Here is a 24,987-nt window from a genome sequence, read left to right as displayed (position 1 = left end):
CGGGGGTTGTGTCTCCTTATGGCGGGTGTCCTTTGGATTGCTGATGGCGATCACCGATTTGTTCGGTTCGTTCACGCACTTCTCTTCACGTGGTCATTGCATGGTGTTAGGTTCTCCGAGATCTCCATCCTTATGAATATTCTGTGGGGGAAAACTCGGTGTCAGTTTTGCGGGCGAGACCGTTCCGGCTACCCGGCCGTGCGGTCAACAGACGTATGCGTGCGGCACGTTGGGTCGCTCTTTCTCTGGTGGCCTACCTGTTGGCCAGTTTGCTGGGCGGCCCGGTGGCCGCCGCTGCCGAACTGTCACTGGCCGGGCTGAGGAAACCGGACCCGGTGCCCACCTCCGGGGTGGTCGAACACCGGATCTCCAGGCCTGATCAGACGGCCGGACAGGCCGCGAAGAGCAAGCGGAGGGCCACCTGGCCGAAGGCGGCGACCGCCACGGTCGACCTGCCCGCCGAGGGCACCGCCGAGGCCGGAGGAACTCCCGTCCGCATCGGCCGTTCCGCGACCGGCAAGACGGCCTCCGGCAGGGCCGCGTCGGCGTCCGGGCCCCGGCAGGCGCAGGTCCAGGTGCTGGACCAGCGGGCCGCCGGGGCCCTCGGCGTCGACGGCGTCGTGCTCGCCGTGCGCCCGCTGGACGCAGTCGCGGGCGCTGTCGACGTCGAGGTCGACTACTCCGCGTTCCGCAACGCCTTCGGCGGCGACTGGGCCTCACGCCTGACGCTGAGTCAGCTCCCGTCGTGCGCGCTCTCCGCGCCCGACGGCAAGGGCTGCGGCACGAGCACACCGCTGAAGACGGTCAACGACACGAAGAAGGCCACACTGTCGGCGTCGGTCGCGCTCGCGGCGACGGGTTCTGCCGCCGACGCGAGGACCGCGCCGGTGACGAACGCCCCCGCCGCGGCGCGGTCGGCGAGCGGTCTGTCCGCGAGCGACGGCACCGTCCTGCTGGCGGCCACCGCCGCCGCGTCCGGTGCCTCCGGCGACTTCGCGGCCACGTCCCTGGCACCGTCCGCCTCCTGGTCGGCGGGCGGCTCGAACGGCGGCTTCTCCTGGACGTACGACATCGCCACCCCCGAGGTACCCGGCGGCGCCGAGCCCGAACTCAGCCTGTCCTACTCCTCGCAGGCCGTCGACGGACGCACCGCCGCCACGAACAACCAGTCCAACTGGATCGGTGACGGCTGGTCGATGGAACCCGGCTACATCGAACGCCGCTACATCTCGTGCGCCGACGACGTCAAGGACGGCAACGGCACCGACAAGAGCGGCGACCTGTGCTGGAAGACCGACAACGCCGTGCTCAACCTCGGCGGCCAGTCCAACGTGCTCGTCAAGGACGACACCTCCGGCGAGTGGCACCTCCAGAGCGACGACGGCACCAAGATCGACCGCCTCACCAGCGCCAACCGCGGCAACGGCGACAACGACGGCGAGTACTGGCGCGTCACCACCCCCGACGGCACCCGCTACTACTTCGGCTACAACCGGCTGCCCGGCTGGACCGAGGGCAAGCCGGAGACCAACTCCACCTGGACCGTCCCGGTGTTCGGCAACCACGCCGACGAGCCGTGCCACGCGAGCGCGTTCAAGGACTCCTGGTGCAAGCAGGCATGGCGGTGGAACCTCGACTACGTCGTCGACCCGCACTCCGACGCCATGGCCTACTACTGGGAGAAGGAGACCAACTACTACGGCCGTGACGTCAACGCCGACACCGGCGCCTCCACCGCGACCGTCTACGACCGCGGCGGCCACCTCGACCACATCGACTACGGGCTGCGCTCCGACACCATGTACGGCAAGAAGGCGGCGGGCCGGGTCGACTTCAAGGTGTCCGAACGGTGCCTGAGCGACTGCGGCACCTTCGACTCCGCGCACGCCAAGAACTGGCCGGACGTGCCCTTCGACCGGTACTGCAAGGCCGGGGACACCTGCAAGGACCGCTACTCGCCGTCCTTCTGGAGCCGCAAGCGACTCACCCAGATCGACACCTCCGTGCTCACCGGCGGCGCCTACAAGCCCGTCGACACCTGGAAGCTGGACCAGAAGTTCCCCCCCACCGGCGACGGGACCGACCCCGCGCTGTGGCTGGAGTCGATCACCCGCACCGGGCACACCGGCACCGGCGACACCACACTGCCCGCGGTCACCTTCAAGGGCCAGCAGCTCGCCAACCGCGTCGAGGGAGCCACCACCGGCGGTCGCCCCGACCCGGTCCCGCCACTGGTGCGCTACCGCGTCTACGGCATCGACACCGAGACCGGCGGCACCATCGGCGTCACCTACTCCGAGCGCGACTGCAAGGCGGGCGACGTACCCAAGCCCGCCTCCAACACCCGGCGCTGCTACCCGGTGATGTGGTCGCCGCCGGACGCCCCGGCCGCCGAGTACGAGCCGTACCTCGACTGGTTCCACACCTACGTCGCCACCCAGGTCCTGGAGTCCGACAACACCGGCGGCGCCCCGGTCAAGGAGACCGACTACAAGTACCTGGACGGCATGGCCTGGGCCAAGGAGGAGGACGAGTTCACCAAGGCCAAGCACCTCACCTACGGTGACCGCAAGGGCTACGGGCGCGTCCAGGTCCGCACCGGCGCACCCGCCGAGGGCAAGCAGACGCTGAAGGAATACCGCTACTTCCGCGGCATCGACGGCGCCGAGGTCGCCGACCACGAAGGCGTCAAGGTCACCGACCACGACGCGTTCGCGGGCATGACCCGCGAGGAGGCCACGTACAACGGCGACGGCGGCAAGCTGGTCACCACCACCGCGTACGAGCCCTGGCACGGCGCCGCCACCGCGACCCACAAGCGCACCGGGCTCTCCGCCCTGACGGCGTACGCCACCGGCAGCAAGTCCGAGACCAGCCGCACCGCGGTCGGCGACGGCTGGCGCTCCACCCGCACCGTGCGCACCTTCGACGCCTACGGTCTGCCGCTGACCGAATCCGACCTCGGCGACACCGCCAAGTCCGGCGACGAGGTCTGCACCACCACCTCGTACGCCCGCAACACGGAGAAGAACCTCCTCACCCTCGTCAAGGAGGTCCGCAAGACAGCGGTCGCCTGCGACAGGACCCCCGCACTGCCCGCCGACCTGATCTCCGTCGAACGGCACTACTACGACGGCGCCACCGCCCTCGACACCGCACCCGTCAAGGGTGACGTGACCCGCCTGGACGAGCAGGACGACAAGGGCACCGGCTACCTCACCACCGCCCGGCACACCTACGACCTCCACGGCCGGGAACTCACCGACACCGACGCCGACGACAACACCACCACCACCGCCTACACCCCGACCACCATCGAGGCCCCGACCTCGACGGCCGTGACCAACGCGCTCGGCCACGTCACGACCACCGAGAACGACCCGGCCCGCGGTCTGCCCACGGCCGTGACCGACCCCAACGGCAAGCGCACCGACGCCGAACACGACGGCCTCGGCCGCACCCTCAGGGTCTGGGGCGTCGGCTGGTCCAAGGCGGACCACGCCAAGCAGCCCTCCACCGAGTACGGCTACACCATCTCCAGGACCGACGCGAACGCCGTCTCCACCAGGACGCTCCAGTACGACGGCTCGTACACCACCTCGTACCAGCTGTTCGACGGGCTGCTGCGCGAACGCGAGACCCAGGCCCCGGCCATCGGGACCAAGAACCGCGTCGTGACCGAGACGCTCTACAACAGCCGCGGCGACGCGTACAAGACGTACGCGGCGTACTACACCGACGGCGCGCCCTCCAGGACGCTGGTGTCCGGCGCGGACAACAAGGTCCCGTCCGTGACCGAGAACGTCTACGACGGCGTGGGCAGGGTCACCGACGCGATCGCCCGCACCTACGGCGACGACAAGTACCGCACCCGGACCGTCCACGAGGGCGACCGCACGACCGTGATCCCGCCCGCGGGCGGCACCGCCACCACCGTGATCACCGACGCCCGCGGCCGGACCACGTCGCGCCTGGAGTACACCGACGCCGCCCGGACCACGTCCCAGGCGACCACGTACACCTACGGCAAGTGGGACGAGCCGCTGACCATCACCGACCCGGCGGGCAACACCTGGACCCACACCTTCGACGCCCGCGGACAGGAGACCCGGACCGAGGACCCCGACAAGGGCGCCTCGACCACCACGTACGACCGGCTCGGCCGGGCCGCCACGGCCACCGACGCCCGCGGCGTCGCGCTGACCACCGGCTACGACGAACTCGGCCGCCGCACCAGCCTGAAGAAGGGCGACACCCCCCTGGCCAAGTGGACCTACGACACCGTCGCCAAGGGCCAGGCCGCCGACAGCGTCCGCTACATCGGCGGCAAGGAGTACACCTCCGCCGTCACCGCCTACGACGACCGCTACCAGCCCACCGCCAGCACCGCCACCATCCCGGCCGAGGCAGGCGCGCTCGCGGGAACGTACTCCTGGACCTTCGGCTACAACGCCTACACCGGCGCCCGGGAATGGATCAAGCACCCGGCCGTCGGCAACCTGCCCAGTGAGCGCCAGACCACGGTCTACGGCGAGGGCAACCTGCCGCTGACGACCACCGCGGGAGCCATCACCCTCGTCAACTCCACCTCCCACGACGTCTTCTCGCGGCCGGTGCGCACCGAGTACGGCACCCTGGACAAGAAGGTCTACCGGACGAGGGTCTACGACGCCTTCACCGGCCGTGTGATCCGGCAGACCACCGACCGCGACCTCGTTCCGCAGCGCATCGACGACACGTCCTACGCCTACGACGAAGCGGGCGGCATCACCGGCATCACCACCGCCTCCGGCCAGGACGCCGACCAGACCACCGACACCCAGTGCTTCACCAACGACGCCCTGGGCCGCCTGTCCGAGGCGTGGACGGCGACGGAGGACTGTGCCGCCGCGCCGACCGCGACCACCGTGGGCGGGCCGGACTCCTACTGGGAGACCTTCGCCTACGACGCCGTCGGCAACCGCACCGGACGGACCGACCACGGCACCGGCGCCCTGGCGGGCTCCGACGCCACCACCACCTACGGCCACAACACCCCCGGCACCGGTCTGCCGCACGCCGTGCAGACGACCTCGGTCAAGGGCGGCGCGCTCGACGGACAGCAGAGCGCCTTCGCCTACGACAAGGCGGGCAACACCACCCGGCGCACCATCGGCGCCAGGACCCAGGACCTGACCTGGGACGACGAGGGGAGCCTCGCCACCCTCACCGAGGGCGGCCGGACCACCGGCTACCAGTACGACGCCGACGGCAACCGCCTGATCACCAAGGACGCCGACGGCAGCCAGACCCTGACCCTGCCGGGCGGCAACGAACTCAAGATCGCCGCGAACGGCACCAAGGAGGGGGTGCGCTACTACACCCACGAGGACGAGACCGTCGCGGTCCGCACCGGCGACGACTTCTCCTTCCTGCTCCCGGACCACCAGGGCACGTCCATGGCCGCCGTGGCCATGACCACCCTCGCGATCACCCGGCGCAAGCAGCTCCCGTTCGGCGAACTGCGCTCCGAGCAGACCGAGACCATCCCGGGCACCCGCGGCTTCGTCGGCGGCACCCGGGACCAGACCGGGCTGGTCCACCTCGGCGCCCGCGAGTACGACCCCACGCTGGGACGCTTCCTCTCCGTCGACCCGGTCATCGACGTCGACGAGCCGGCCCAGATGAACGCGTACGCCTACGCACACAACAGCCCCGTCACCAAGTCCGACCCCGACGGGCTGCGCCCGCTCGGCCCCACCGACGGCGGCCAGGCGTCCGACGACCGATGGGCCGCCGACCGCGGCATGTCCGCCGGCTACGTCTACAAGAACGGAAAGTGGGTCTGGAACCAGACCCCGCTCAAGGACAAGGAATCCCGCAAGAAGTACGCCGCCTACCGGGCCAACCCGTCCCACTACCTCATCGACGACAGCTACGCCCGCAAGCGGACCGCCCAGGCCGCCGCGTCCCGGAAGAAGGTCGACGCACAGCTTGCCGCCCAGGCGAAGAAGGCGCAGGAGGAACGCCGCAAGAAGGACGGCATCTGGGGCAACATCAAGAAGGGGAACTGGGGCGCCGCCTGGGGCCAGACCAAATCCGGGCTGAAGGACACGTTCGGAACCTGGGACGGCTGGAAGAACAGAGTTCTGCCCGCCGTCGGATTCGGGGCCTGTCTCATCGTCTCGGCCGGTGCGTGCACCGTGCTCGGGGTGGGCATCGTGGGAGCGACATTCCTCGGTGACGGCCTGACCACGGGAAGCTGGAACTACGCCGCCGCGGCCAAGAGCCTGACCTGGACCATCGGCGGAGGGGTCGCGGCACGGATGATCGGGGGAAGCTGGCGGGGGTCCGCCTTCGTCAGCCGCAACCGCGTCCAGACGGTGCACCAGGCGGAGAACGTCACCATCTACGGATACCGCAAGACGCTCGACGTGGGCGCCACCTACGCCAACATCAGCATCAACGCCGGACTGGGAGGGAGTTTCTGCGGCGCCGGCGCCGCGAGTCCGGGCAACGCCGTAGGAGCCTGCTGAACGAGGAAGGACTGTCCCCTCACCCGGGTAGCCTCTCAGGGGCCACCCGGGTGACCGGAACGAAACACAGTGAGGCATGGAGCGATGAATTCGGCAGTGCTGAGGCGCACATCTTGGCTGGTGCTTTCCGGGATTTTCGTCCTCGGTCTGGGGATCGTCACGATCGCCGCTGTCCACAAGGTAAGTTCCGTGAACGGCTTCCGAACCGGATGGCAGGGGATTCCGGTGTATCTGGCGCTCGCCGGAATCATCGGAAGGGTCGCGAGCTGCAAGGTGATACTGGACGACGACGCGCTCCAGGTGATCAACCCGTTCCGGACCCACACCATGGCCCGGAACGCGATCCGGTCCGTCTCGGTCACCGACGACGGCACGCTGGAGCTGGAACTCGACGGACACCGGACGATCCCGGTGTTCGCCTTCGGAGGCTCTCTCGTCGACCGTTTCAGAGGGACGAGCGACCGGGCGGGCCGAAGCATCGACGCCTGGCTTCGCTCCGGCTCCGAGGCGAACGGTACGGAGCCGGCACCGGAGGTCCGGTGGACACGGTGCCGGATCGCTGATCTGTCCCTCGTCCTGTGCGCGGTGACGGCCGGGACCGGCGCCCTCTGGATGGCGCTCGGCGCCTCCTGACCGATCGTTCCGGAACGGTTGTTCGTGACCGGCCGTTCCGGAACGGCCGCCGGACCACAGGCCCCCGCACACGTCGCTCCCGGCCGTCGAGGCGCTCCGGGGGCGAGGCGGGGGGCCGGGAGCCGCCGGGAACGCGTCCGGGACAATCGCCTCCGACACGTTCACCGGAACGACCGGAGGCCACCCCCTTGTCCCCGATCCACGACTTCGCGACCTGGGAGCCGTTGCTGCGGCTCCTGCGGGACAGCAACCAGGAGCGCCTGGCCGCCCCCGACGGCCAGGTGTCGGGGCAGATCAGTACGGACAGTTGGAGCGTGCCCGTGCACAGGCCCTCGCCGCCGCGCGGACGGGCCGCCCAGGTCGACGACATGCAGGCGGAGTTCGACGCGGTGGAGCGGGTGCGGAGCGCACTCGCGGAGGGCGGCGCGGAGGGCGTCTCGTTCGTGGCGCAGATCGCGCCGGGCGGGAAGGCGGTGCTCCACCTCCTCGACTTCGGCCCCGCCGTGCAGTTCGGCACGGGTCCGTACCCGGGCTCGCTCGTCCTTGTGGAGGACGCCGTTCCCGAGCCATGGCGCCGCCTTCCCGAGGTGGTGGCGGGGGCCGCACCGGCACCGACGGCGGATCCGGCGCTGCTGGAGCGCGTGCTCCGTGAACGGTTGCCGGACGCCGTCGGCGCGACCGAGCGGGAGATCGCCGCCGCGGAGGACCGGCTCGGCATGCCGCTGCCCGAGGAACTCAGGGCGGTCTACCGGGTGACGCGGGCACACTGGGAGGACTGGGGCGACGACGAGGCGGCCGAGAAGCACTGCCGGGCGGTGGGTTGCGAGCTGCTCCCCCTGGACGAGCTGTACGTCGCCGACGCCCGCTCCCGTTCCTGCCTGTGGGAGTTCGGGGCGATGGAAGCCGTCGTCACCCCGCCCGACGCGCGGGTGCAGGGGCTGGTCGGATCGCCCGGCTGGATCGCCTTCGGCGACAACGGCGGCGGCGACCGGCTCGCACTCGACCTGACACCGGGCCCGCGCGGGCACCTGGGGCAGATCGTCATGCTGAGCCACGAGGAGAACATCGGCGCCGAACTGATCGCCGACTCCCTCACCGACCTGGTGGCGGGCCGGTACCGCGAACGGGGGCACGGCCGGGGCGGCGACGAGACCCCGGCCGTGGCCCGGGTCAACATCCGGAGCCTGCCGAGTGTCCGGGCCGCCGCCCACCCCGCCCTGGAGGTCCTCGGCATCGGTGTGCGGGACGACGAACCGGTCGGCCTCGCCCCGGTCGTCGGGCTGCCCCGGCTGCGGACCCTCTCCGCCTGCCCCGGCACGCTCGCCGATCCGCTGGAGATCGCCGAACTGACCGGCCTGGAGTTCCTCGAACTCGGCCCCGAGGAGTGGCGCGCCCTCCTGGACGCCGACGCCGTACCGCGCGGCCTCTCGGCCGCCGCCATCGAGGTGCGCGGCGATCACGACCCCCTCGTGATCGCGGACCTCGCCAACGAGATCCTCGGCCTGTGCGACCGTCCCCCGATCGCCCGCACCATCGTCGAGGGAGACCTCGGCCCGGTCGGCCGAGGGCCGCGGGACTGAGGGCCGCGAGGGCCGAGGGCCGGTTCCGGCGGCGTCCCGGACGACGACGCGAGCCGGCCGGCGGTGCGGGTTCGTACACCCGTGCCCGACCACGCAGGCACTCCGGTCACCCCTTCGTGGGACGGAACGGCCGATCGGGGGCCGACGGGCCGTGTGCACCGCTACACAGTTCCCCGACCCGGTGCTGTGACCGGGAGGGTTTGCCGTGAGCCGGTGAACCTTCCCGGTCGCAGCACCAGCTTCGACCGACAGGGAGACGACTGATGGCGCGTACGAGGATCGGGACCGCGGTGGCGGCCATGCTGGTGGCGGGCGTCCTGGCGCTGCCGTCCGCCCCGGCCGCGGCGATGTCCGGCGGGGGGCCCGGGGCGACGGGAGCCCGGGCATCGGCCGCCGGGTGCAAGGGGGCGTCGTGCACGGGGAAGGACCCGCACGTCACCACGTGCGACCGGGGAGCCGAGACCCTCGACCACGCGCACTCCGCCGGTGGCGGGCCCGTGGTCCAACTGCGGGTGTCGGCACGGTGCAGTTCGGCCTGGGCCTACGTTCCCAAGGGCTTCGACGGATACCGGTTCGGGCTCCAGGCCCGCAAGAAGAACGCCAAGAGCCTGAACTACGTGGAGAGCGCCTCCTTCAACCGCGTGATGTACACGTCCATGGTGTGGTCGAGCTACCAGTACCGGGCCTGTGTCGAGCACTACGGTTCGGGCGGCAAGTGGGCCTGCACCCCGTGGCACTGACCGGGTGAAGGACGGGCGCCGGGCGGGCCGACACGGACCCGGGGCGGGTCGCAGCACCCGGCGCCCGGCAGGGGATTACCAAACCATGACCCACCCGGTGCACCACGGTCGCCGACGGTTGTCATCATGACCTTCGAGGATAATTGGCCGACCGACACGAGGGTTCAGAGGTTTCAGACGTGGCCGAAGAAATCTACTTCAGCAACAACTACAGCGATCTGTCGCAGCAGCACGGCACCGGCGCCGGATTCCAGTTCGAGTTCTGCTGCCAGCGTTGCTCGGACACCTGGCGCTCGCCGTTCGAGCCCTTCAGATCGGGTCAGGCGGCCGGCTGGATAGGCAAGGGCGTGAGCGCGGCATGGGGGCTGCTCGGCGGCAGCGCCAACACGATCAACAACGCCGCCGACGGGCTGGCCGGCGCCACCTGGGGCGGTGCGCGGGACGCCGCGTTCGAGCGCGCGATCGAGAACGCGCGAGGGCACTTCAACCGCTGCCCCCGCTGCACCTCGTACGACTGCGGACGGTGCTGGAACGCCGAGCAGGGCCTCTGCCTCCAGTGCGCTCCCGACACCGCCGCCGAGGCGGAGGCGGCCCGCAGGCGCGGGCTCAACGACTTCGTCTCCGACCAGGCCTACGCCGCGGGGCAGACCGCCGGGCAGGGCTACAACGTCTCCACACCCCGGCAACTCGTCTGCCCGCAGTGCCGCACGGAGACCCACGGCGGCGCCTTCTGCCCCGGGTGCGGTCACCGCCTCGCCCAGAACCCGGAATGCGCGTCGTGCCATGCGCCGCTGCCCCAGGGGTCCGCGTTCTGCCCGGGCTGCGGTTCGCGCCAGTAGGGGAACGCGCGGGGGGCGCCGCACGCGTACGGCCGTGCGGCGCCCCCGCGGTCAGGACCCGGCCGCCCCCTCCCGCACCGAGACGGTGACGTGGCGGACGCGCATCGGGTGACCGGGCTCGGTGTCCGGGCCCACCGTGGCCCCGTCGGCGGTCGGGAGCATTCCGCCCACGGCCACGTTCAGGATCAGGAACATGCCCCGATGGACGGCCCGGTCCCAGGTGGGCCCGTCCATCCGGGCCTTCGCCACCCGGTGCCGCACGTGCCCGTCGAGGTACCAGCGCACTTCCTCGGCACCCGGTGTCCGGTCGATCTCGACCGCGTACGTGCGAAATCCGTCGCGGCAGCCGGGGCACGGAAGGGGGCCCGAGGTGAGGCCCACCGGTTCCTCGCAGGGGCCGCCGTCGAGGACGCCGCAGTGCATGGTGCCGGAGAATGTGTCGCGTCCGTTGACGGACTCCATGATGTCGAGTTCGCCGGTGCCCGGCCAACCGGTGTACCCGTCGCGCAGCTCCGCGCCCATGGTCCAGAAGGCGGGCCAGTAACCGGCCGCCGCACCGCCGGTGACGTCCGGCAGCGCGATCGACGCCTCGATCCGCAGCGCACCGCCGGGCGGTGCGACGAAGTCGGCGCGCCTGGACTCGATCCGGCCCGAGTACCACCTGCCGTCCCTCCGCGTCGGGACGATCTCCAACGCGCCCTTCCCGTCCAGACGCACGTTGTCCGTCGAGTCCGTCATGGTCTCGACCTCCCCGGTGCCCCACTTCGGGGCCGGGCAGCCGGGATAGCAGGTTCCGGTGTCGTACCGCCACAGCCCGGCGGACGGCCTGCCGCCCGCCGGCCCGTCGAAGTCGTCGTGCATGACCCGCCGCCAGCCCGCGTTCCCGGCGGCGGACCGCGCGGGCAGGGCCCCGGTGTCCATGAGGAGGCGTCCGAGCCGGGGCGTCAGGACCACGGCGGCGACATTCGTCAGATGCGTGTCGTCCCGGTACAGCAGAATCCGGTCCCGCACCGCGGGGCAGCTCGTCCCCCGCTCCGGGCAGAGGGCCTCGTTCACCGAGACCGCCCGCACACCGGGCAGCCGGCCGGCCGCGATCCGTCGCGCCGCCGGATCGGGCCACCGGGCCGAGGCCCGGTCGAAGGCGCAGGCACCAAGGTCCCCCGGGTGGCCGGACACGCACGCCGGAACGTCGGTGCCCGGCACCGGGGTGTCCTCCAGATAGACGATCGGGGCCCCGGTCGCGCGCAACGGTGCCAGCGTCTTCTCCCAGGCACGGGCCAGGAGCCGTTCGTCATCGGTGTAGCGGTTCAGGGACGCGACAACGATCAGGCGGGGCTTCGGGCCCTGCCGCAGCCGGGCCAGGGCGTCCGCCCGCCAGGTGTCGCACTCGTGGTACGCGCGGCCCAACTGCGGGTTCACCACCGGCAGTTCCGGCAACGGGCAACCCTGCTTGACCAACTCCTGCAACGCCCAGCCGCGTTCGGCCGCCAGCGCCAGCATCGGGGAGAACCACTGCCCGGCATGCGAGTCGCCGAGCAGCACGATCCGGTCCGCGCTGTTCGTCGCGCCGAACAGGCACGGCGGACTGCTCGTCGTCTCCGGCGCCACCTCGCACGCTCCGTCCGGCGGGAAGTCCTCGCGTGCCTGCACCGGGCTGGGCACGACGGGTCCGTCGCGCAACGGTGTCCCGTCCCGGGCCAGCAGATGCGGGCCCTCGGCCGCGCCGGGCGGCAGGCCCTTCACGTCCACCGGTGCGGCCGGGCCGAGCAGGCGCAGCGTCGTGGTGCCCGTCACCAGGGCGAGGACGACCGGGACGACGACCGCCGAGACGCCCACCGACAGCCCGCGCCGGGGGAGTTCGGTGACCGTCCGGTTGCGGCGGAGCGGCCGTTCGACCCAGCGCATGGTGGCCAGCGCGGGCAGCACGGACGCCAGGGTCAGCGCGATCCGGTCCGGCCGGTCGAGCGGTCCGAGACGGGCCTCGGCGAGCACCAGCACGGGCCAGTGCCACAGGTAGAGGGTGTAGGAGAGCCGGCCGAGCGCCCGGGGCGCCCGGTGTGCCAGCAGGCGGCCGACGCCGTACGCGTCCGGGACCCGTGCCCCGGCCCCGCCGGACGCCCCGGGCCCTCCCGGTACCACGGACCGGCCGGACGCCCCGGGCCCATCCGCCGCTGTGGACCTGCCGGGTATGCCGGCCAGGACGATCGCCGCCGTCGCGAGCGTCGGGACGAGCGCCGCCAGGCCCGGGTACGGGGTCGACGCGTCGTACCCCGTCATGCACCACAGCAGGGCCGCCGCCCCGCCCCAGCCGCACAGCAGACGCAGCGGGCGCGGTCCGCGCAGCAGGTGCCACGGCAGCAGGGCCAGCAGCGCCCCGATCCCGAACTGCCAGGCCCGCGAAGGGGTTCCGAGGTACGCCATCGGCGCGGAGTCGCCCGTCCAGCGCAGCGACAGGGCGAAGGAACCGAGCGTCAGCAGTGCGGTGACCACCGTCGCCACCGACCGCACGGCGCGGCCCCTGCGCACCGCTCCCGCGGTGGCGTACGCGCACACGGCGAACAGCGGCGCCCACAGGAGGTAGAACTGCTCCTCCACCGCCAGCGACCAGAAGTGCAGCAACGGGCTCTGGTCCTGCCCGGCGGCGAGATAGTCGGTCTGCTGCTGCACGAAGCGCCAGTTGGCGAGGGACAGCGCCGCCGCCACCACGTCGTACTCCAGGTCGGTGCGGCGCAGCGGGACGGTGAACCAGGCACCGGCCAGCGCGACAGCGGCGAGCACCACGGCGGCCGACGGAAGGAGCCGCCGGGCCCGGCGGGAGAAGAACTCGCCGAGCCGGACGCGCCCGGTGGCGACCGCCTCGCGCACCAGGAGGCCGGTGATCAGGTATCCGGAGACGACGAAGAAGACATCGACCCCGACGAACCCTCCGGCCAGACCGGGCACGGAGGCGTGGAAGGCGAGGACACCGAGCACCGCGACCGCGCGCAGGCCCTCGATGTCGGGACGGAACGAAGCGCGGGGCGCGCCCGGGCCGGGAGTGCCGCGGTGCGCCGGGCGGGGACGCGGGGGGCCGGAGCCGTCGGAGGACGGTCCGGGACGTGCGGTGCTCCCGCGACGGAAGCCGGGAGCCACGATGAGGGACATCGGTGTGACGGGCCTTTCAACTCAGCCAGGGCAGCATCGGGTCGACCCAGCCGGACGCGAGCAGGGCGACGAGCAGGAGAGTGGTGGTGGCGGCCAGCGCCTCGGGCCAGCGTCTGGGGAGGAGAGGACGCGCGGCCGACGGCGTTCCCGGTGCGGACGCGCGCCCTCCTCCGGGGCGCAGTTCGGCGAACAGGTCCCTGATCAGGGGACCGTTGATCTGGCACTGCACCAGCAGGTAGAGCAGAAGCCCCCAGTTGGGGGCCCAGCCGTTGCGGAGCACGGCGAGGACCAGACCGGCAACCGCCGCCCCGGTGGAACAGCAGAGCCAGACGAGGGAGACGGTGACGACCCGCCGGGCCATCGTGCCCCTCGACCCGCCCGAGACGCCGGTGGGCACCCAGGCGGCGCTGCGCCCGCGCAGGGTATGCAGGAAGGCGGCACCGGCGGCGACGCTGGTCAGGACGTTGGCCCGGATCACCTCCACCCGCCAGCGGGTCCGGCTGACACGAGGCAGCAGCACGTGCCAGAGCCAGAGCGGGGCCAGCAGCGGCAGCACGTGCCAGGGCCGGATGTCGTCCGGGTACCACACCAGCATCACCAGCGGCGGCAACGGGGCGGCGAAGGTGTTCACCGCGGTCGTCAGGTAGCCGATGATCCCCTCGTGGAAGCACAGCCGCATCCGCCAGGGCGCCCCCACGCGCTTGAGGACCGGAGTGCCCAGCAGGTGCAGGTTTCCCATCGCCCAGCGGTACTGCTGGTTGACGAACGAGGCGAGGTTGTCCGGCGAGGTGCCCTTCGCCACGAGGACGGGGACGTACAGCGTGCGGAAGCCGTGCTCGTGGAGCGCGAGCCCGGTGTACAGGTCCTCGCTGTGGTCGAGCCGGGCGAAACCGCCCGCCAGATCGACGGCACGGCGCCGGTAGACCGCGTTACTCCCGCAGCAGATGGCCGCGTCGCTCGCGTCCCGGGACGGCTGGATCCACCGGAAGAACCACTCCTGGGCCGATCCGGCGGCGCGCTGGATCCAGTGCATCGACTCGTCGGTGTCGAAGCACTGCGGGCTCTGCACGATGCCCACGTCCGGATCGGCGAGGTACGGGACCAGGTGGCGCAGGAAGTCCGGCCGCGGCGCGAAGTCGGCGTCCAGGATGGCGATGTGCTCCGCGTCGCTCAGGGTGAGCGCGTGGTTGAGGTTCCCGGCCTTCTTGAGATGACCGCGGTCGGGCCGGACGACATAGCGGTAGCCGTACCCGGCGGCGAGTTCCGAGACCTCCGCCCGGTCGGCGTCGTCCAGCACCCACACGGTCAGCGCGTCGGGCCAGTCGACCGCGGCGACCGCCCGGTAGGCGTTGTCCAGGACGGCGAGTGGTTCCCCGCAGGTGGGCAGGTAGAGATCGACGGTGGGCAGCCGGGGCGGGTCCCAGGCGCGTACCAGCACATCGTGCGACTGCCGGGTCAGTCTGCGCTGGCGCAGGCTGTTGACCGAGGAGAGCGCGAGGGCGACGACGTTCAGGGCGAGCACCGCGAGGAACGCCCACAGGGCCGGGGTGCGCAGGGCGAACGTGAGCATGCTCGCCGCGGTGAGGACGAAGGCGAGCGAGGAGGCGATCAGCACCCAGCGGCGCTGCGGGCCGAAGTACCAGTGGAGTTCGTGGTCGGACGGAGGCTGAGGTAAATGATGAATCGTCATAAGTCCCTCATGGCTGAGCATGTGGTGGCATCAGGTACGTCACCCTAGCGCCAAAGGTATAGACCACTTGTCAAGGGCGTGTTAAATGAGGTGCCGGACGGTGATCCTCAAGTGGTCCAGACCTATTTGATCGCGGAGTCCGTGTCGTGCGGGAATCAGCAGGTCGCGCCGGGGTTAACAGTCGTCCAACTCCTGAACCGCGCCGCCGGTGGCGGACCCCGTCCCGGTGAATCGCGGGTTCGGCGCCGTCCCCGTCCACTCCCGGGTGTCCGTCGAACTCGGGTTCGTGTCGCTCGCGTATGGTTGTGATCGTTGCGTGAAGAGCATGTCGAGGCGGGGGAGTTGACGATGGCCGCGATCGAGAACCGCGACAGCGGGCGCATGCGGCGCTCGGAGATGAACGGTGTCGCCGCGACGGTGCTCGGCACCGTGGTGGTGGTCGTGTGCGCCGCGGCCGGTGCCGGTCTGCCCTGGTGGGCGGTGGCGGGTGCGGCCCTGTTGGTGGTGTGGCCCGCGGCCTGGACCGGGAAGCGGATCGGACGCCGGTCGGGTATCCGTGACCAGGCGCTGGAGCCAGGGGAGGACGTGGTCGGCACCTACACCGTCCGGCCCCCCTACACGGAACACACGCCGACCGCGCTCCACGAGGGTCCGCAGTACGAACTGCTGGTGACCACCCGCGGATTGCAGATGTGGGAGCGTTCCGTGCTGCTGTGGCGGCACCCGTGGTCCGAGCTCCGCCTGGTCGTCGACGGCCCGCGGCTGCGCGTCCACCACGAGGACCGCGAGGTCGGGGTGATGCTGCTGGAGCACCCGGGGGCGGTGCAGGAGATCCGTGCCGCCGCCGGACGGCTCGGAGCCCGCTGACACGTGCCGACCTGGTGCGGAAACGGTTCGCCGAGGGGGCGGGGCGCCCGGTAGCCTTTTTCTTCCCGCCCGGCCGAACCGGCCGAACCTGCCGATTGCTGATCCCCGAGAGTGCGTGTCATGACCACCCCGCGAGCGACGACGACCCTCTGGCGCCCGACCGGCCCGGCGGAACTCGACCTGGTCCGCGCGTCGGACTGGAGCGCGTGGCCGCCCCGGCTGCCCGAGCAGCCGATCTTCTATCCCGTCCTCGACGAGGACTACGCGATCATGATCGCGCGGGACTGGAACGTGAAGCACGACGGCGCCGGTTTCGTCACGCGCTTCGAGGTCGACACGGAGTTCCTGCGCCGCTACCCGGTCCGGCGGGCCGGTGGCGAGACGATCCTCGAACTCTGGGTCCCGGCCGAGGAGCTCGACACCTTCAACACGCACATCGTCGGCCGGATCCAGGTCGTCCACGCATTCCGCTGAGCACGGCGCCGGGGCCCCGTCCGGGCGCGATCACCGGAGGACGGGCGGGAGTTCACGGCGGAAGACGGTCATCGGCAGGCCCGGCCCGTTGTAGTCGTCGACGACCTCGGCCTCGAAGCCGAGGCTGCGGTGGAAGGCCGTCGAGCCGGTGTTCCCGACCGAGGTGATCGCCTTCAGGCGCCGCGCCCCGCGGGCCTGCGCGGCCCGCGCGAAGGCCGCGTACAGAGCGCGCCCGAGGCCCGTGCCGCGGGCGTCGTCCCGGGTGGCGATCAGATGCGCGTACCCGGTGCCGTCCGGAGTGACGAAGCCGAGGACGTACCCGCGGATTCCGTCGCCGGCCCGGGCGGCCAGGCACGTGGAACCGAATTCCTGCACCAGCGCCAGGACGTGCAGCGACCGCAGGTCGCGCTCGCCCCAGTACCGGCGGTGATCGGCAAGGATTCGGTGGTAGTCGCTCACTCGGAGCGGGCTGATGTGTGTGTCCATGCGGACGACGATGCCAGGTGCGGGGCCGTCGTGGACGGTGCCGTTCACGGCGATGAGCCCGCGCCGCACCGGTGAGTCGGTGTCCGCGTTCCGGCGAGTTCCGGGCACGAAGCCGTGCCCGGACCGGAGAACCGGCAGTAGTCGCCGACGCCGAGGCGCAGGGTCTTCGCCTTCGTTCCGCGGACACGCCCGACACGCCGGTCGTCGATGACGGTGACCGGTCCGGCGTCGTGCCGCTCCAGGGCCTGGCCGGCGGTCCTGAAGACGCCGATGAGGTCGCGGGTGCCTTGTCCGCCGGGCCGGATGCCGCGCTGGTGGCCCGCGTAGGCGGCGACGGTCGGCCGCAGGTGTCCGGTCTCCTCCTCGGCGGCGGCTTCGGCGGCGAAGGCGGCACGGTGTCCGCCGGGGCGGGCCGATGGTGGAGTCGGGTACGGGAACTCTCTGGATGCCTTCCGCCCGCGGGGCTCGGCACGGGTCCCCGGCGGGCCGCGGATCCGTGTCAGCCCAGATCGGTGCGAGGGTCGACGGCCCAGTGGTTGGTCTGCAGGATTCGACCGGCGAAGGACACGTCCTGCCTGCCCAGGAACCGGAAGCCGAGGGTGCGGCAGATGCCGTTGGACGGGGCGTTGGAGGCTGCGGGGAATGCGTGTATCAGCCCCCACCGGCCGTCGTCGCGGGCCAGCTCAAGCAGCGCGCGGACGCCCTGTTTCCCGAGTCCCCGTCCCTGGTGCTCCGGCAGCACCATCCAGCCGATCTCGGAGACGCGCTCGCCGTCCGCGTCGTGGGGCCACAAGGTCACGGTTCCCGCGACCACGTCCGGCTCGGTCTCATCCGGCACGATCATCTTTGTCCAGTCGGTGTCCGCGGCCACCCGTCGAACATCACGCCGGACCTTCGCCTCCATGCCTTCGCGAGGCAGCGGTCCGCCCAGCTCGGCCATCATGACCGGGTCGCATCGCATCCGGACGTAGGCGTCGACGTCGCCGTACTCGACATCACGTAGCAGCATCTGTGTTGCCCCCCTGCCTTTGGACTCAGAGGCGGACGATACCGGCGGCCCCGGTCTCGTGCGGCAGGCCGATGAACCGCAGCAGGGCACGATGCGGCGCCGGACAGCATCCCCGGTCGGCGGACGAGGGTCGTCCTCAAGGGCCCGGACCACTCGCCGGCGACAGCGAGGACGGTGGGGCACCGGCCGGCGGAGAGCCTCGGCGACCGCATCACGGCCGGCGCCCGGGGCGATCGCGGTGATCGGTTCGTCGACGACCGCGGCCGGAACGCGGTCGTCGATGTCGGGACACATCGAACAGCGTGGCAGGCCCTTGCGGGCCCGGGAGCCGACGCGTCGGAAGTCGCCGCGGGCGGCGCGTGCCCACCCGTCGGTTGTGGTTCGTCAACGCCGGTCCAGTGGGGGACGGCGGCATGGGGCCGACGTCTCCCGTCGGGCCGACGTTTCGGCAACTCACCTGTCTCCAAAAGGTCTTGATGGTGCAACAGTTGCGGGCCGGTCCGCCTCGGACGGATCCGGCGCCGTAGCATCGGCGCGGTGCCGGACGGATGGGGGTGACCGATCGTGTCGTGGGTCGGGGCGATGCGAGGATGCGGGACGGTGCTGCTGGCCTGCACGCTGCTGGCGGCCTGTTCGGGTGCGCGGGAGAACCCGCGGACGGCCGCCACGAGCACGGGGCCGGGCGGCGGCCCGAAAACCGCACCGTCGGACAACGCCGGAAGCGGGTCGGCCATCGACGCGGACCCGGCGCGGCTGCCCACCACGCGTGAGGCGGCCCTCGCCCTCATCGGGAAGGTCATCGCCAACCCCGAGGACTTCGGCCCCGGCGTCGTCGCCCGCACCCCGTACGAGAGCGGTCCGGACACCTGGCCGGTGCTCGGCGCCGACTGCGTGTGGTGGCAGCAGCCGCCGGGGCGCGGGGTCCTCGCCACCCTCACCCGCTCCGTCGAGATGCCCGCGACCAAGGACAAGGGCCCGCTGCGGCTCGCCGCGATCATGACCGTCCACCGCGCGGACGACGGGGCCCGGTGGGAGATGGCCGAGTCACTGGAGGAGACGATGCGCTGCCCGACGCAGCAGTTGCGGCAGGGCGAGTTCATCGGCGGACTCGACGCGAAAGCCCTGGCCCGGGGCGAGGCCAACCAGGTCAACTCGGACGACTCGCTGATGGAGTCCGGCCAGTACCGCAGTGACGAACTCGGCGGCCCCCACCCCTACTTCTGGGCACAGGACCGGATCCTCCGGTTCACCTTCGCCGTGACCGCCAGGGGCGCCAAGGGATGGCGGAGCGACGAGATCGACTCCATCGGCATCCGGGCCCAGTCCGCCATGCTCATCCGGCTGGGCGACGCCATCACGAAGAGGGGCTGAGGCACATGGACGAGCTTCGGTCCTCGGACCCGTCCCGGATCGGCGGACACCGGCTGCTCGGGCGGCTCGGCGCCGGCGGCATGGGCGCCGTCTACCTCGGCCGGACCGCCGAGGGGGAACTGGCCGCCGTCAAGGTCATCCTCCCCGAACACGCCGGGGACGCCGACTTCCGGCTCCGCTTCCGCCGCGAGGCGGAGGCCGCCCGCCGGGTCGACAGCCCCTGGGCGGTCCGGGTGACCGGATCCGGCACGGAGGACGAACGGCCCTGGCTGGCCACCGAGTTCGTGCCCGGACCCGCACTCTCCGAGGCGGTCGCCCGGTGCGGGCCGTTGCCCACCCGCGGTGTCCGGGTCCTCGGCCGGCTGCTGGCCCGCGCCCTGGCCTCGGTGCACGCGGCGGGGCTCGTCCACCGCGACGTCAAGCCCGGCAACGTACTCCTCGGCGCCGACGGGCCCCGGCTCATCGACTTCGGCGTCGCCCGGGTCACCGACGCCACCGCGCTGACCGCCACGGACCTGGTGGTGGGGACCCCCGGCTTCCTCGCCCCCGAGCAGGCCGTCCGGGGCGCCGCCGCCGTGGGACCCGCCGGTGACGTCTTCTCACTGGGCTGCCTCCTCGCCCACGCCGCGACCGGGCGGCCCCCCTTCGGGAGCGGTGCGGTGGACGCCCTGCTCTACCGCACGGTCCACGAGGCACCCGACCTCGAAGGGGTCGACGACCCCGAACTGCGCGCCCTGCTCACGGCCCTGCTCGACAAGGACCCGGCCGCCCGCCCCACCGCCGCCGCGCTCGACGGGCGGATCGTCGAGGACGCCCCGAACGGCTCGATCGACTGGCTGCCCGAGAACGTCGTACGGCTGATCGCCGAGCGGTCCGCCGAGGCCCTCGCCCTGCCCGGCATCGACGCCACCGTCGTCGACCCCCCGGACACCGTCGCCCCCGCGTCCGCCCCGTCCCGGCGCGGGCTGATCCTGCTCGCGGGCGCCGGAGCGGTGGCCGTCGCGGGCGGCGCCGCCTTCGGGGTACGCGAATGGCTCCGCGACGACACCCCCCAGGGCTCCGGCGCGACCGGCCCCCGGACCTGGGCCATCGGCGTGCAGGCCGACCTGTCCGGGCCCCGGGCGGCGATCGGCCGCGCCCAGGAGCGCGGGGTGCGGCTCGCCGTCGACCGGTTCAACGCCCGGGAGGACAAGCCGTTCACGCTGCGGGTGATGGCGGCCGACGACCGGAGCGGGGTCGCCGCGGGCAAGCGGGCCGCCGAGCGGTTCGCCCGGGACCGCGACGTGCTCGCCGTCATCGGCCCCACCGACGACCCCGTCACCACCGCGGTGCTCGACATCTACGACGAGGCGCTGCTCCCGATCGTCACCGTCTCGTCCCAGCAGGCCGCCTTCGCCGCGCGGTCGAAGAGGTCCTTCTTCCAGGCCGTCCCGCCCGACCTCGCGCTCGCCTACCCGATCCGCAACCGGCTGGTGCTGCGGCCCGACGTCCAACGGCTCGGGGTGCTCGTCGACCGGGCCGGGGGCCAGTCCGCCTACCTGGCGGGCTACTACCTCAACCGGACCGTCGCCGACACCACGGACGGCACCACCTACCCGCGCGTGGTGCCCGCCGGAATCCGCGACCTCGCCCCGGTCGTGGACGACATGCTCACGCACCGGAGCGACGCCTTCTTCCACGCCGGGGACCCGGCCGGGGCCGCCCGCACCGCCCGCGCGCTCGCCGCCACCTCCTACAAGGGCCCGCGCATGGCCATGCACACGGCCATCGGCGACCGCTTCCTGAAGGAGGCCGGGGACGCCGCCGAGGGCTGGGAGTTCGTCGCGCCCTGGATCGGCACCACCGCCCCCGCCGTGAAGGAGTTCGCCGCCGCCCACCGCGCGAAGTACGGCACCGCCCCCGCCCCCTGGGCCGTCGAGGCGTACGACGCGACCCGGATGGTCCTCGAAGCCGTCACCGCCCTCGCCCGCAAGGACCGGCCGCCCGCCCGGTCCGCGCTGGTCGCGAAGATCACCTCGTCCACGTACCGGGGGATCTCCCGCACCTACGCGTTCGGCGAGGAGCTCCGGCTGAAGAACTTCGACGGCCACCTCCACGGCGTCCGCGACGGAGCGTTCCGCTACCTGGGCGCGGCCCCCATGGAGACGGGCTGATCCGGCATGCGACCGCTCCTCCCGGAGGACCCCCGGAGCATCGGCGGCCACCGCCTCCTGGCCCGCCTCGGCGCCGGCGGCATGGGCGTCGTCTACCTGGCCCGCACGGGCGGCGGGCAATTCGTCGCCGTGAAGGTGATCCGGGCCGAACACGCCGCCGACCCCGGCTTCCGGGCCCGGTTCCGGCGCGAGGCCGAGGCCGCCCGCCGGGTCGACGGCCCCTGGGTCGTACCGGTGACGGACGCCGACACCGAGGCCCACGAACCCTGGCTCACCACCCCGTTCGTGCCCGGCCCCTCGCTCGCCGAGGTCGTCGTCGCCGAGGGCGCCCTGCCGCCCGCGACCGTCCGGGCGCTCGGGGCCCGGCTCGCCGACGCGCTCGGCGCGGTGCACGCGGCCGGGCTCGTCCACCGCGACCTCAAGCCGGGCAACGTGCTCCTCGCGCTCGACGGGCCCCGCCTCATCGACTTCGGGATCGTCCGCCACGAGGGCGCCACCGCCCTCACCGAGCCGGACGCGCTGGTCGGCACACCCGGCTACCTCGCCCCCGAACAGGCCACGGGAAGACCGGCCGGGCCCGCCTGCGACGTCTTCGCGCTGGGCTGCGTCCTCGCGTACACGGCGACCGGCCGCCGCCCGTTCGGGGACGGCGGGGCGGCGTCCGTACTCTTCCGCACCGTGCACGAGGAGCCGGACCTGGACGGGCTGCCGCCCGCCCTGCTGCCGCTCGTCGAGGCGTGCCTCGCCAAGGAACCGGTGAACCGGCCCACCGCCCGGGAGGCCGCCCGGCTGCTGGCCGCACCGCCCGGCGAGGACCCGGCCGCCTGGGCCCCGCCCGGCCTGTCCGCACTGATCGCCGCGCGCTCGGCCGCCGCCCTCGACATCCCCGCCCCCGCCCCGGCCCCCGAACCGCCCACCACCACCGGGGAACCCGCCCCGCGCGGACCCTCCCGGCGCACCGTGCTGGCCGCCGGGACCGCCGCGGTGCTGCTCGGCGGGGGCGCGGTCGCGGCCTGGACGGCGGTGGACCGGCGCACCACCGGGGCCGGGAAGTCCCCCCGTACCGTCCCCACCCACACCATCGGCCTGCACGCCGACCTCACCGGACCGGGCCGGGCCCTCGGCCTCGCCCACCAGCGCGGCATGCGGCTCGCCGTCGACGACCACAACGCCAAGCCCGACACCCCCTTCCGGCTCGCCCTGCGCACCGAGGACGACGCCGGGAACGCCACCCGCGCGCTGAGCGTCGCCGACCGGATCGCCGCCGGCCCCGACGTGCTCGCCGTCGTCGGCCCCGCCCACGACGTCATCGACGCGGCCGTCGTCCAGCGCTACGAACGCACCGGCCTCGCCCAGATCGTCGTCTCGGCCGGGGCCACCACCGCCGACACGGCCGCCACCCAGAACCTCTGTCTGCTCCGCGTCCTGGACGACGCCCTGGCCAACGGCCTCGTGGACTACCTCGTCGTGACCCGCCGGGCGAAGCGGGTGATGGTCGTGGAGGACGAAGCCGACCCCACCGGCGCCTGGGCCATCAGGAGCACCCTCACGAAGGGCACGCCCGAGAGCACGGCGTTGACCGTGCACCAGGTCAAGGGGGGCGTCGACGACTTCGGGCCGGCGGCCCGCGCGGTCCGCGACGCGGGCGCGGACGCCGTGGTCCTCGCCGGGACCTCGCCCGTCCGGGGCGCCCGCTGCGCCGTGGCCCTGGCCGCCGTCGGGTTCACCGGCCCCCGCGTGTCCACCGGCCGGGTCCTCGCGCCCGCCTTCCTCGACGGGGCCGGGAAGGCAGCCGAGGGCTGGGTGTTCGCCGAGGCGTACAGCGACCCCTCCGCGATGCCCGCGGCCAAGGCGTTCACCGCCGCCCACCGCAAGCGCTTCGGCACCGCCCCCGCCCGCTGGGCCGCCGAGGCGTACGACGCGGTCGGGCTGATCGCCGACGCCGCCCGCACCACCAGCGCCTCCGGGACCCTGCGCGAGGGCATCACCCAGCGCCTCTTCCTCACCACCCACAAGGGCATCAGCCGCACCCTGAAGTTCGCCCGGTCCCGGGCGGTGGACTACAGGACGGGCCTCTTTCTCCACCAGGTCGAGAAGGGCCGCGCCCGTTTCCTCCGGACACCCCTCGCCGACACCTGACCGGGCCGCCGGACGGGCGGTGGAGAAGCGCGTCCGGATGGGCCGGACGGGTGGACGGTGCGCGGCATGAAGCGGATCTTCGGGCGCGCTTAAGAAATCCTCGATGGACCTGTGGCGCGGGGTACGGCAGATTTCTCGATGACGGCCGAGGATGGTGCGCGGCAGCCGACAGACGCGCGCTGCCGCACGTGTCCCGTCCCCATGATCCTCCCCGGGCCGCAGGCTCTGCTCCGGCATGCCCCCGGCCCGGGGTACTCAACGCCGTACCAGCACAGGGAGCCACCGCCGTGAAGGCACTCGTCAAGCAGAAGGCCGAGCCGGGACTCTGGCTGATGGATGTGCCGGAGCCGGAGACCGGCCCCTCGGACGTGCTGATCAAGGTGCTCCGCACCGGCATCTGCGGCACCGACCTGCACATCCGCAACTACGACGGCTGGGCCCAGCAGGCCGTGCGCACCCCGCTCGTCCTCGGCCACGAGTTCGTCGGCGAGGTCGCCGCGACCGGTGCCGACGTCGTCGACATCGCCGTCGGCGACCTGGTCAGCGGCGAGGGCCACCTGGTCTGCGGCAAGTGCCGCAACTGCCTGGCCGGCCGCCGCCACCTGTGCCGCTCCACGCTCGGCCTCGGCGTCGGCCGGGACGGCGCGTTCGCCGAGTACGTCGCCCTGCCCGCGTCCAACGTCTGGGTGCACCGGACCCCCGTGGACCTCGACGTCGCCGCGATCTTCGACCCGTTCGGCAACGCCGTCCACACCGCCCTTTCCTTCCCGCTGGTCGGCGAGGACGTGCTGATCACCGGCGCCGGGCCGATCGGCATCATGGCCGCCGCCGTCGCCCGGCACGCGGGCGCCCGCCACGTCGTCATCACCGACGTCAGCGAGGCCCGGCTCGAACTGGCCCGCAAGCTCGGCGTCAGCCTGGCCCTGAACGTCGCGGAGGAGACCGTCGCGGACGGTCAGCGCCGGCTCGGACTGCGCGAGGGCTTCGACGTCGGCCTGGAGATGTCCGGCCGCCCCGAGGCGATGCGCGACATGATCGCGAACATGACCCACGGCGGGAAGATCGCCATGCTCGGACTGCCGTCCGAGGAGTTCGCCGTCGACTGGTCCCGCGTCGTCACCTCGATGATCACCATCAAGGGCATCTACGGCCGGGAGATGTACGAGACCTGGTACGCCATGTCCGTCATGCTGGAGGGCGGCCTCGACCTCGCCCCCGTGATCACCGGCCGGTACGGCTACCGAGACTTCGAGGCGGCCTTCGACGACGCGGCGAGCGGCCGCGGCGGCAAGGTCATCCTCGACTGGACCTCCTGACCACCCGTATCCAGCCAACGAGCCGGGAGAC

Annotated in this window: 15 protein-coding genes; 11 read left to right on the top strand and 4 right to left on the bottom strand. The window is 72.5% G+C overall.

Annotated elements, in window-relative coordinates; genetic code table 11:
• Positions 1-215: 215 nt before the first annotated feature.
• The 5 genes from ACF1CT_RS11125 (at position 216) to ACF1CT_RS11105 (ending at position 10,307) form a co-directional block, all read left to right on the top strand.
• Positions 216-6,515, top strand: a complete 6,300-nt coding sequence (locus ACF1CT_RS11125) for an RHS repeat-associated core domain-containing protein (protein WP_391783530.1) — start codon at positions 216-218, stop codon at positions 6,513-6,515.
• A gap of 189 nt (positions 6,516-6,704) precedes the next feature.
• Positions 6,705-7,148 carry a PH domain-containing protein gene (locus tag ACF1CT_RS11120; RefSeq protein WP_391783529.1) on the top strand — a complete coding sequence of 148 codons (444 nt, stop codon included), beginning with the start codon at positions 6,705-6,707 and terminating at the stop codon, positions 7,146-7,148.
• A gap of 188 nt (positions 7,149-7,336) precedes the next feature.
• Complete coding sequence (locus tag ACF1CT_RS11115; RefSeq protein ID WP_391783528.1) at positions 7,337-8,728, top strand: SMI1/KNR4 family protein; 1,392 nt, start codon at positions 7,337-7,339, stop codon at positions 8,726-8,728.
• Between the two features lie 263 nt (positions 8,729-8,991).
• Positions 8,992-9,468 (top strand): DUF2690 domain-containing protein, encoded by a 477-nt coding sequence (locus ACF1CT_RS11110; protein WP_391783527.1) that lies wholly within the window; start codon positions 8,992-8,994, stop codon positions 9,466-9,468.
• A 179-nt stretch (positions 9,469-9,647) separates the two neighbouring features.
• The gene (locus ACF1CT_RS11105; RefSeq protein ID WP_391783526.1) at positions 9,648-10,307 is read left to right on the top strand and encodes a zinc ribbon domain-containing protein; all 660 of its coding nucleotides are present in this window, start codon (positions 9,648-9,650) and stop codon (positions 10,305-10,307) included.
• A gap of 51 nt (positions 10,308-10,358) precedes the next feature.
• Here ACF1CT_RS11105 and ACF1CT_RS11100 read toward each other — a convergent pair whose 3' ends face one another.
• Entirely contained in the window at positions 10,359-13,451 is a 3,093-nt protein-coding gene (locus ACF1CT_RS11100; RefSeq protein WP_391783525.1) for an SGNH hydrolase domain-containing protein, read from the bottom strand.
• 16 nt (positions 13,452-13,467) lie between these two features.
• Positions 13,468-15,141, bottom strand: coding sequence for a glycosyltransferase (locus ACF1CT_RS11095; RefSeq protein ID WP_391783524.1), 1,674 nt, complete (start codon positions 15,139-15,141; stop codon positions 13,468-13,470).
• Between the two features lie 312 nt (positions 15,142-15,453).
• Here ACF1CT_RS11095 and ACF1CT_RS11090 point away from each other — a divergent pair, with 312 nt between their 5' ends.
• Both ACF1CT_RS11090 and ACF1CT_RS11085 read left to right on the top strand, forming a co-directional pair.
• Positions 15,454-16,008 carry a hypothetical protein gene (locus tag ACF1CT_RS11090; RefSeq protein WP_391783523.1) on the top strand — a complete coding sequence of 185 codons (555 nt, stop codon included), beginning with the start codon at positions 15,454-15,456 and terminating at the stop codon, positions 16,006-16,008.
• Between the two features lie 120 nt (positions 16,009-16,128).
• Positions 16,129-16,482 (top strand): hypothetical protein, encoded by a 354-nt coding sequence (locus tag ACF1CT_RS11085; protein WP_391783522.1) that lies wholly within the window; start codon positions 16,129-16,131, stop codon positions 16,480-16,482.
• A 30-nt stretch (positions 16,483-16,512) separates the two neighbouring features.
• On the opposite strand, the gene ACF1CT_RS11080 is transcribed toward ACF1CT_RS11085, so the two are convergent.
• Positions 16,513-16,968 (bottom strand): GNAT family N-acetyltransferase, encoded by a 456-nt coding sequence (locus ACF1CT_RS11080; RefSeq protein ID WP_391783521.1) that lies wholly within the window; start codon positions 16,966-16,968, stop codon positions 16,513-16,515.
• Between the two features lie 499 nt (positions 16,969-17,467).
• Positions 17,468-17,977, bottom strand: coding sequence for a GNAT family N-acetyltransferase (locus ACF1CT_RS11075; RefSeq protein WP_391783520.1), 510 nt, complete (start codon positions 17,975-17,977; stop codon positions 17,468-17,470).
• 582 nt (positions 17,978-18,559) lie between these two features.
• On the opposite strand from ACF1CT_RS11075, the gene ACF1CT_RS11070 reads away from it, so the two are divergent.
• The 4 genes from ACF1CT_RS11070 to tdh all read left to right on the top strand — a co-directional run bounded on the left by ACF1CT_RS11070 (position 18,560) and on the right by tdh (position 24,956).
• Positions 18,560-19,348, top strand: a complete 789-nt coding sequence (locus ACF1CT_RS11070) for a hypothetical protein (RefSeq protein WP_391783702.1) — start codon at positions 18,560-18,562, stop codon at positions 19,346-19,348.
• Between the two features lie 5 nt (positions 19,349-19,353).
• Positions 19,354-21,501, top strand: a complete 2,148-nt coding sequence (locus ACF1CT_RS11065) for a bifunctional serine/threonine-protein kinase/ABC transporter substrate-binding protein (RefSeq protein WP_391783519.1) — start codon at positions 19,354-19,356, stop codon at positions 21,499-21,501.
• Positions 21,502-21,507: 6 nt separating this feature from the next.
• Positions 21,508-23,640: a bifunctional serine/threonine-protein kinase/ABC transporter substrate-binding protein gene (locus tag ACF1CT_RS11060; protein ID WP_391783518.1), complete on the top strand. Its 2,133-nt coding sequence runs from the start codon at positions 21,508-21,510 to the stop codon at positions 23,638-23,640.
• Positions 23,641-23,927: 287 nt separating this feature from the next.
• Positions 23,928-24,956, top strand: coding sequence for an L-threonine 3-dehydrogenase (tdh, locus tag ACF1CT_RS11055; protein ID WP_391783517.1), 1,029 nt, complete (start codon positions 23,928-23,930; stop codon positions 24,954-24,956).
• Positions 24,957-24,987: the final 31 nt, after the last annotated feature.

The sequence above is a fragment of the Streptomyces sp. NPDC014734 genome, from assembly GCF_043083325.1.
Classification (GTDB): domain Bacteria; phylum Actinomycetota; class Actinomycetes; order Streptomycetales; family Streptomycetaceae; genus Streptomyces.
Note: the sequence above shows the minus strand (reverse complement) of the source record. Positions and strands in the feature narration are given on the sequence as shown.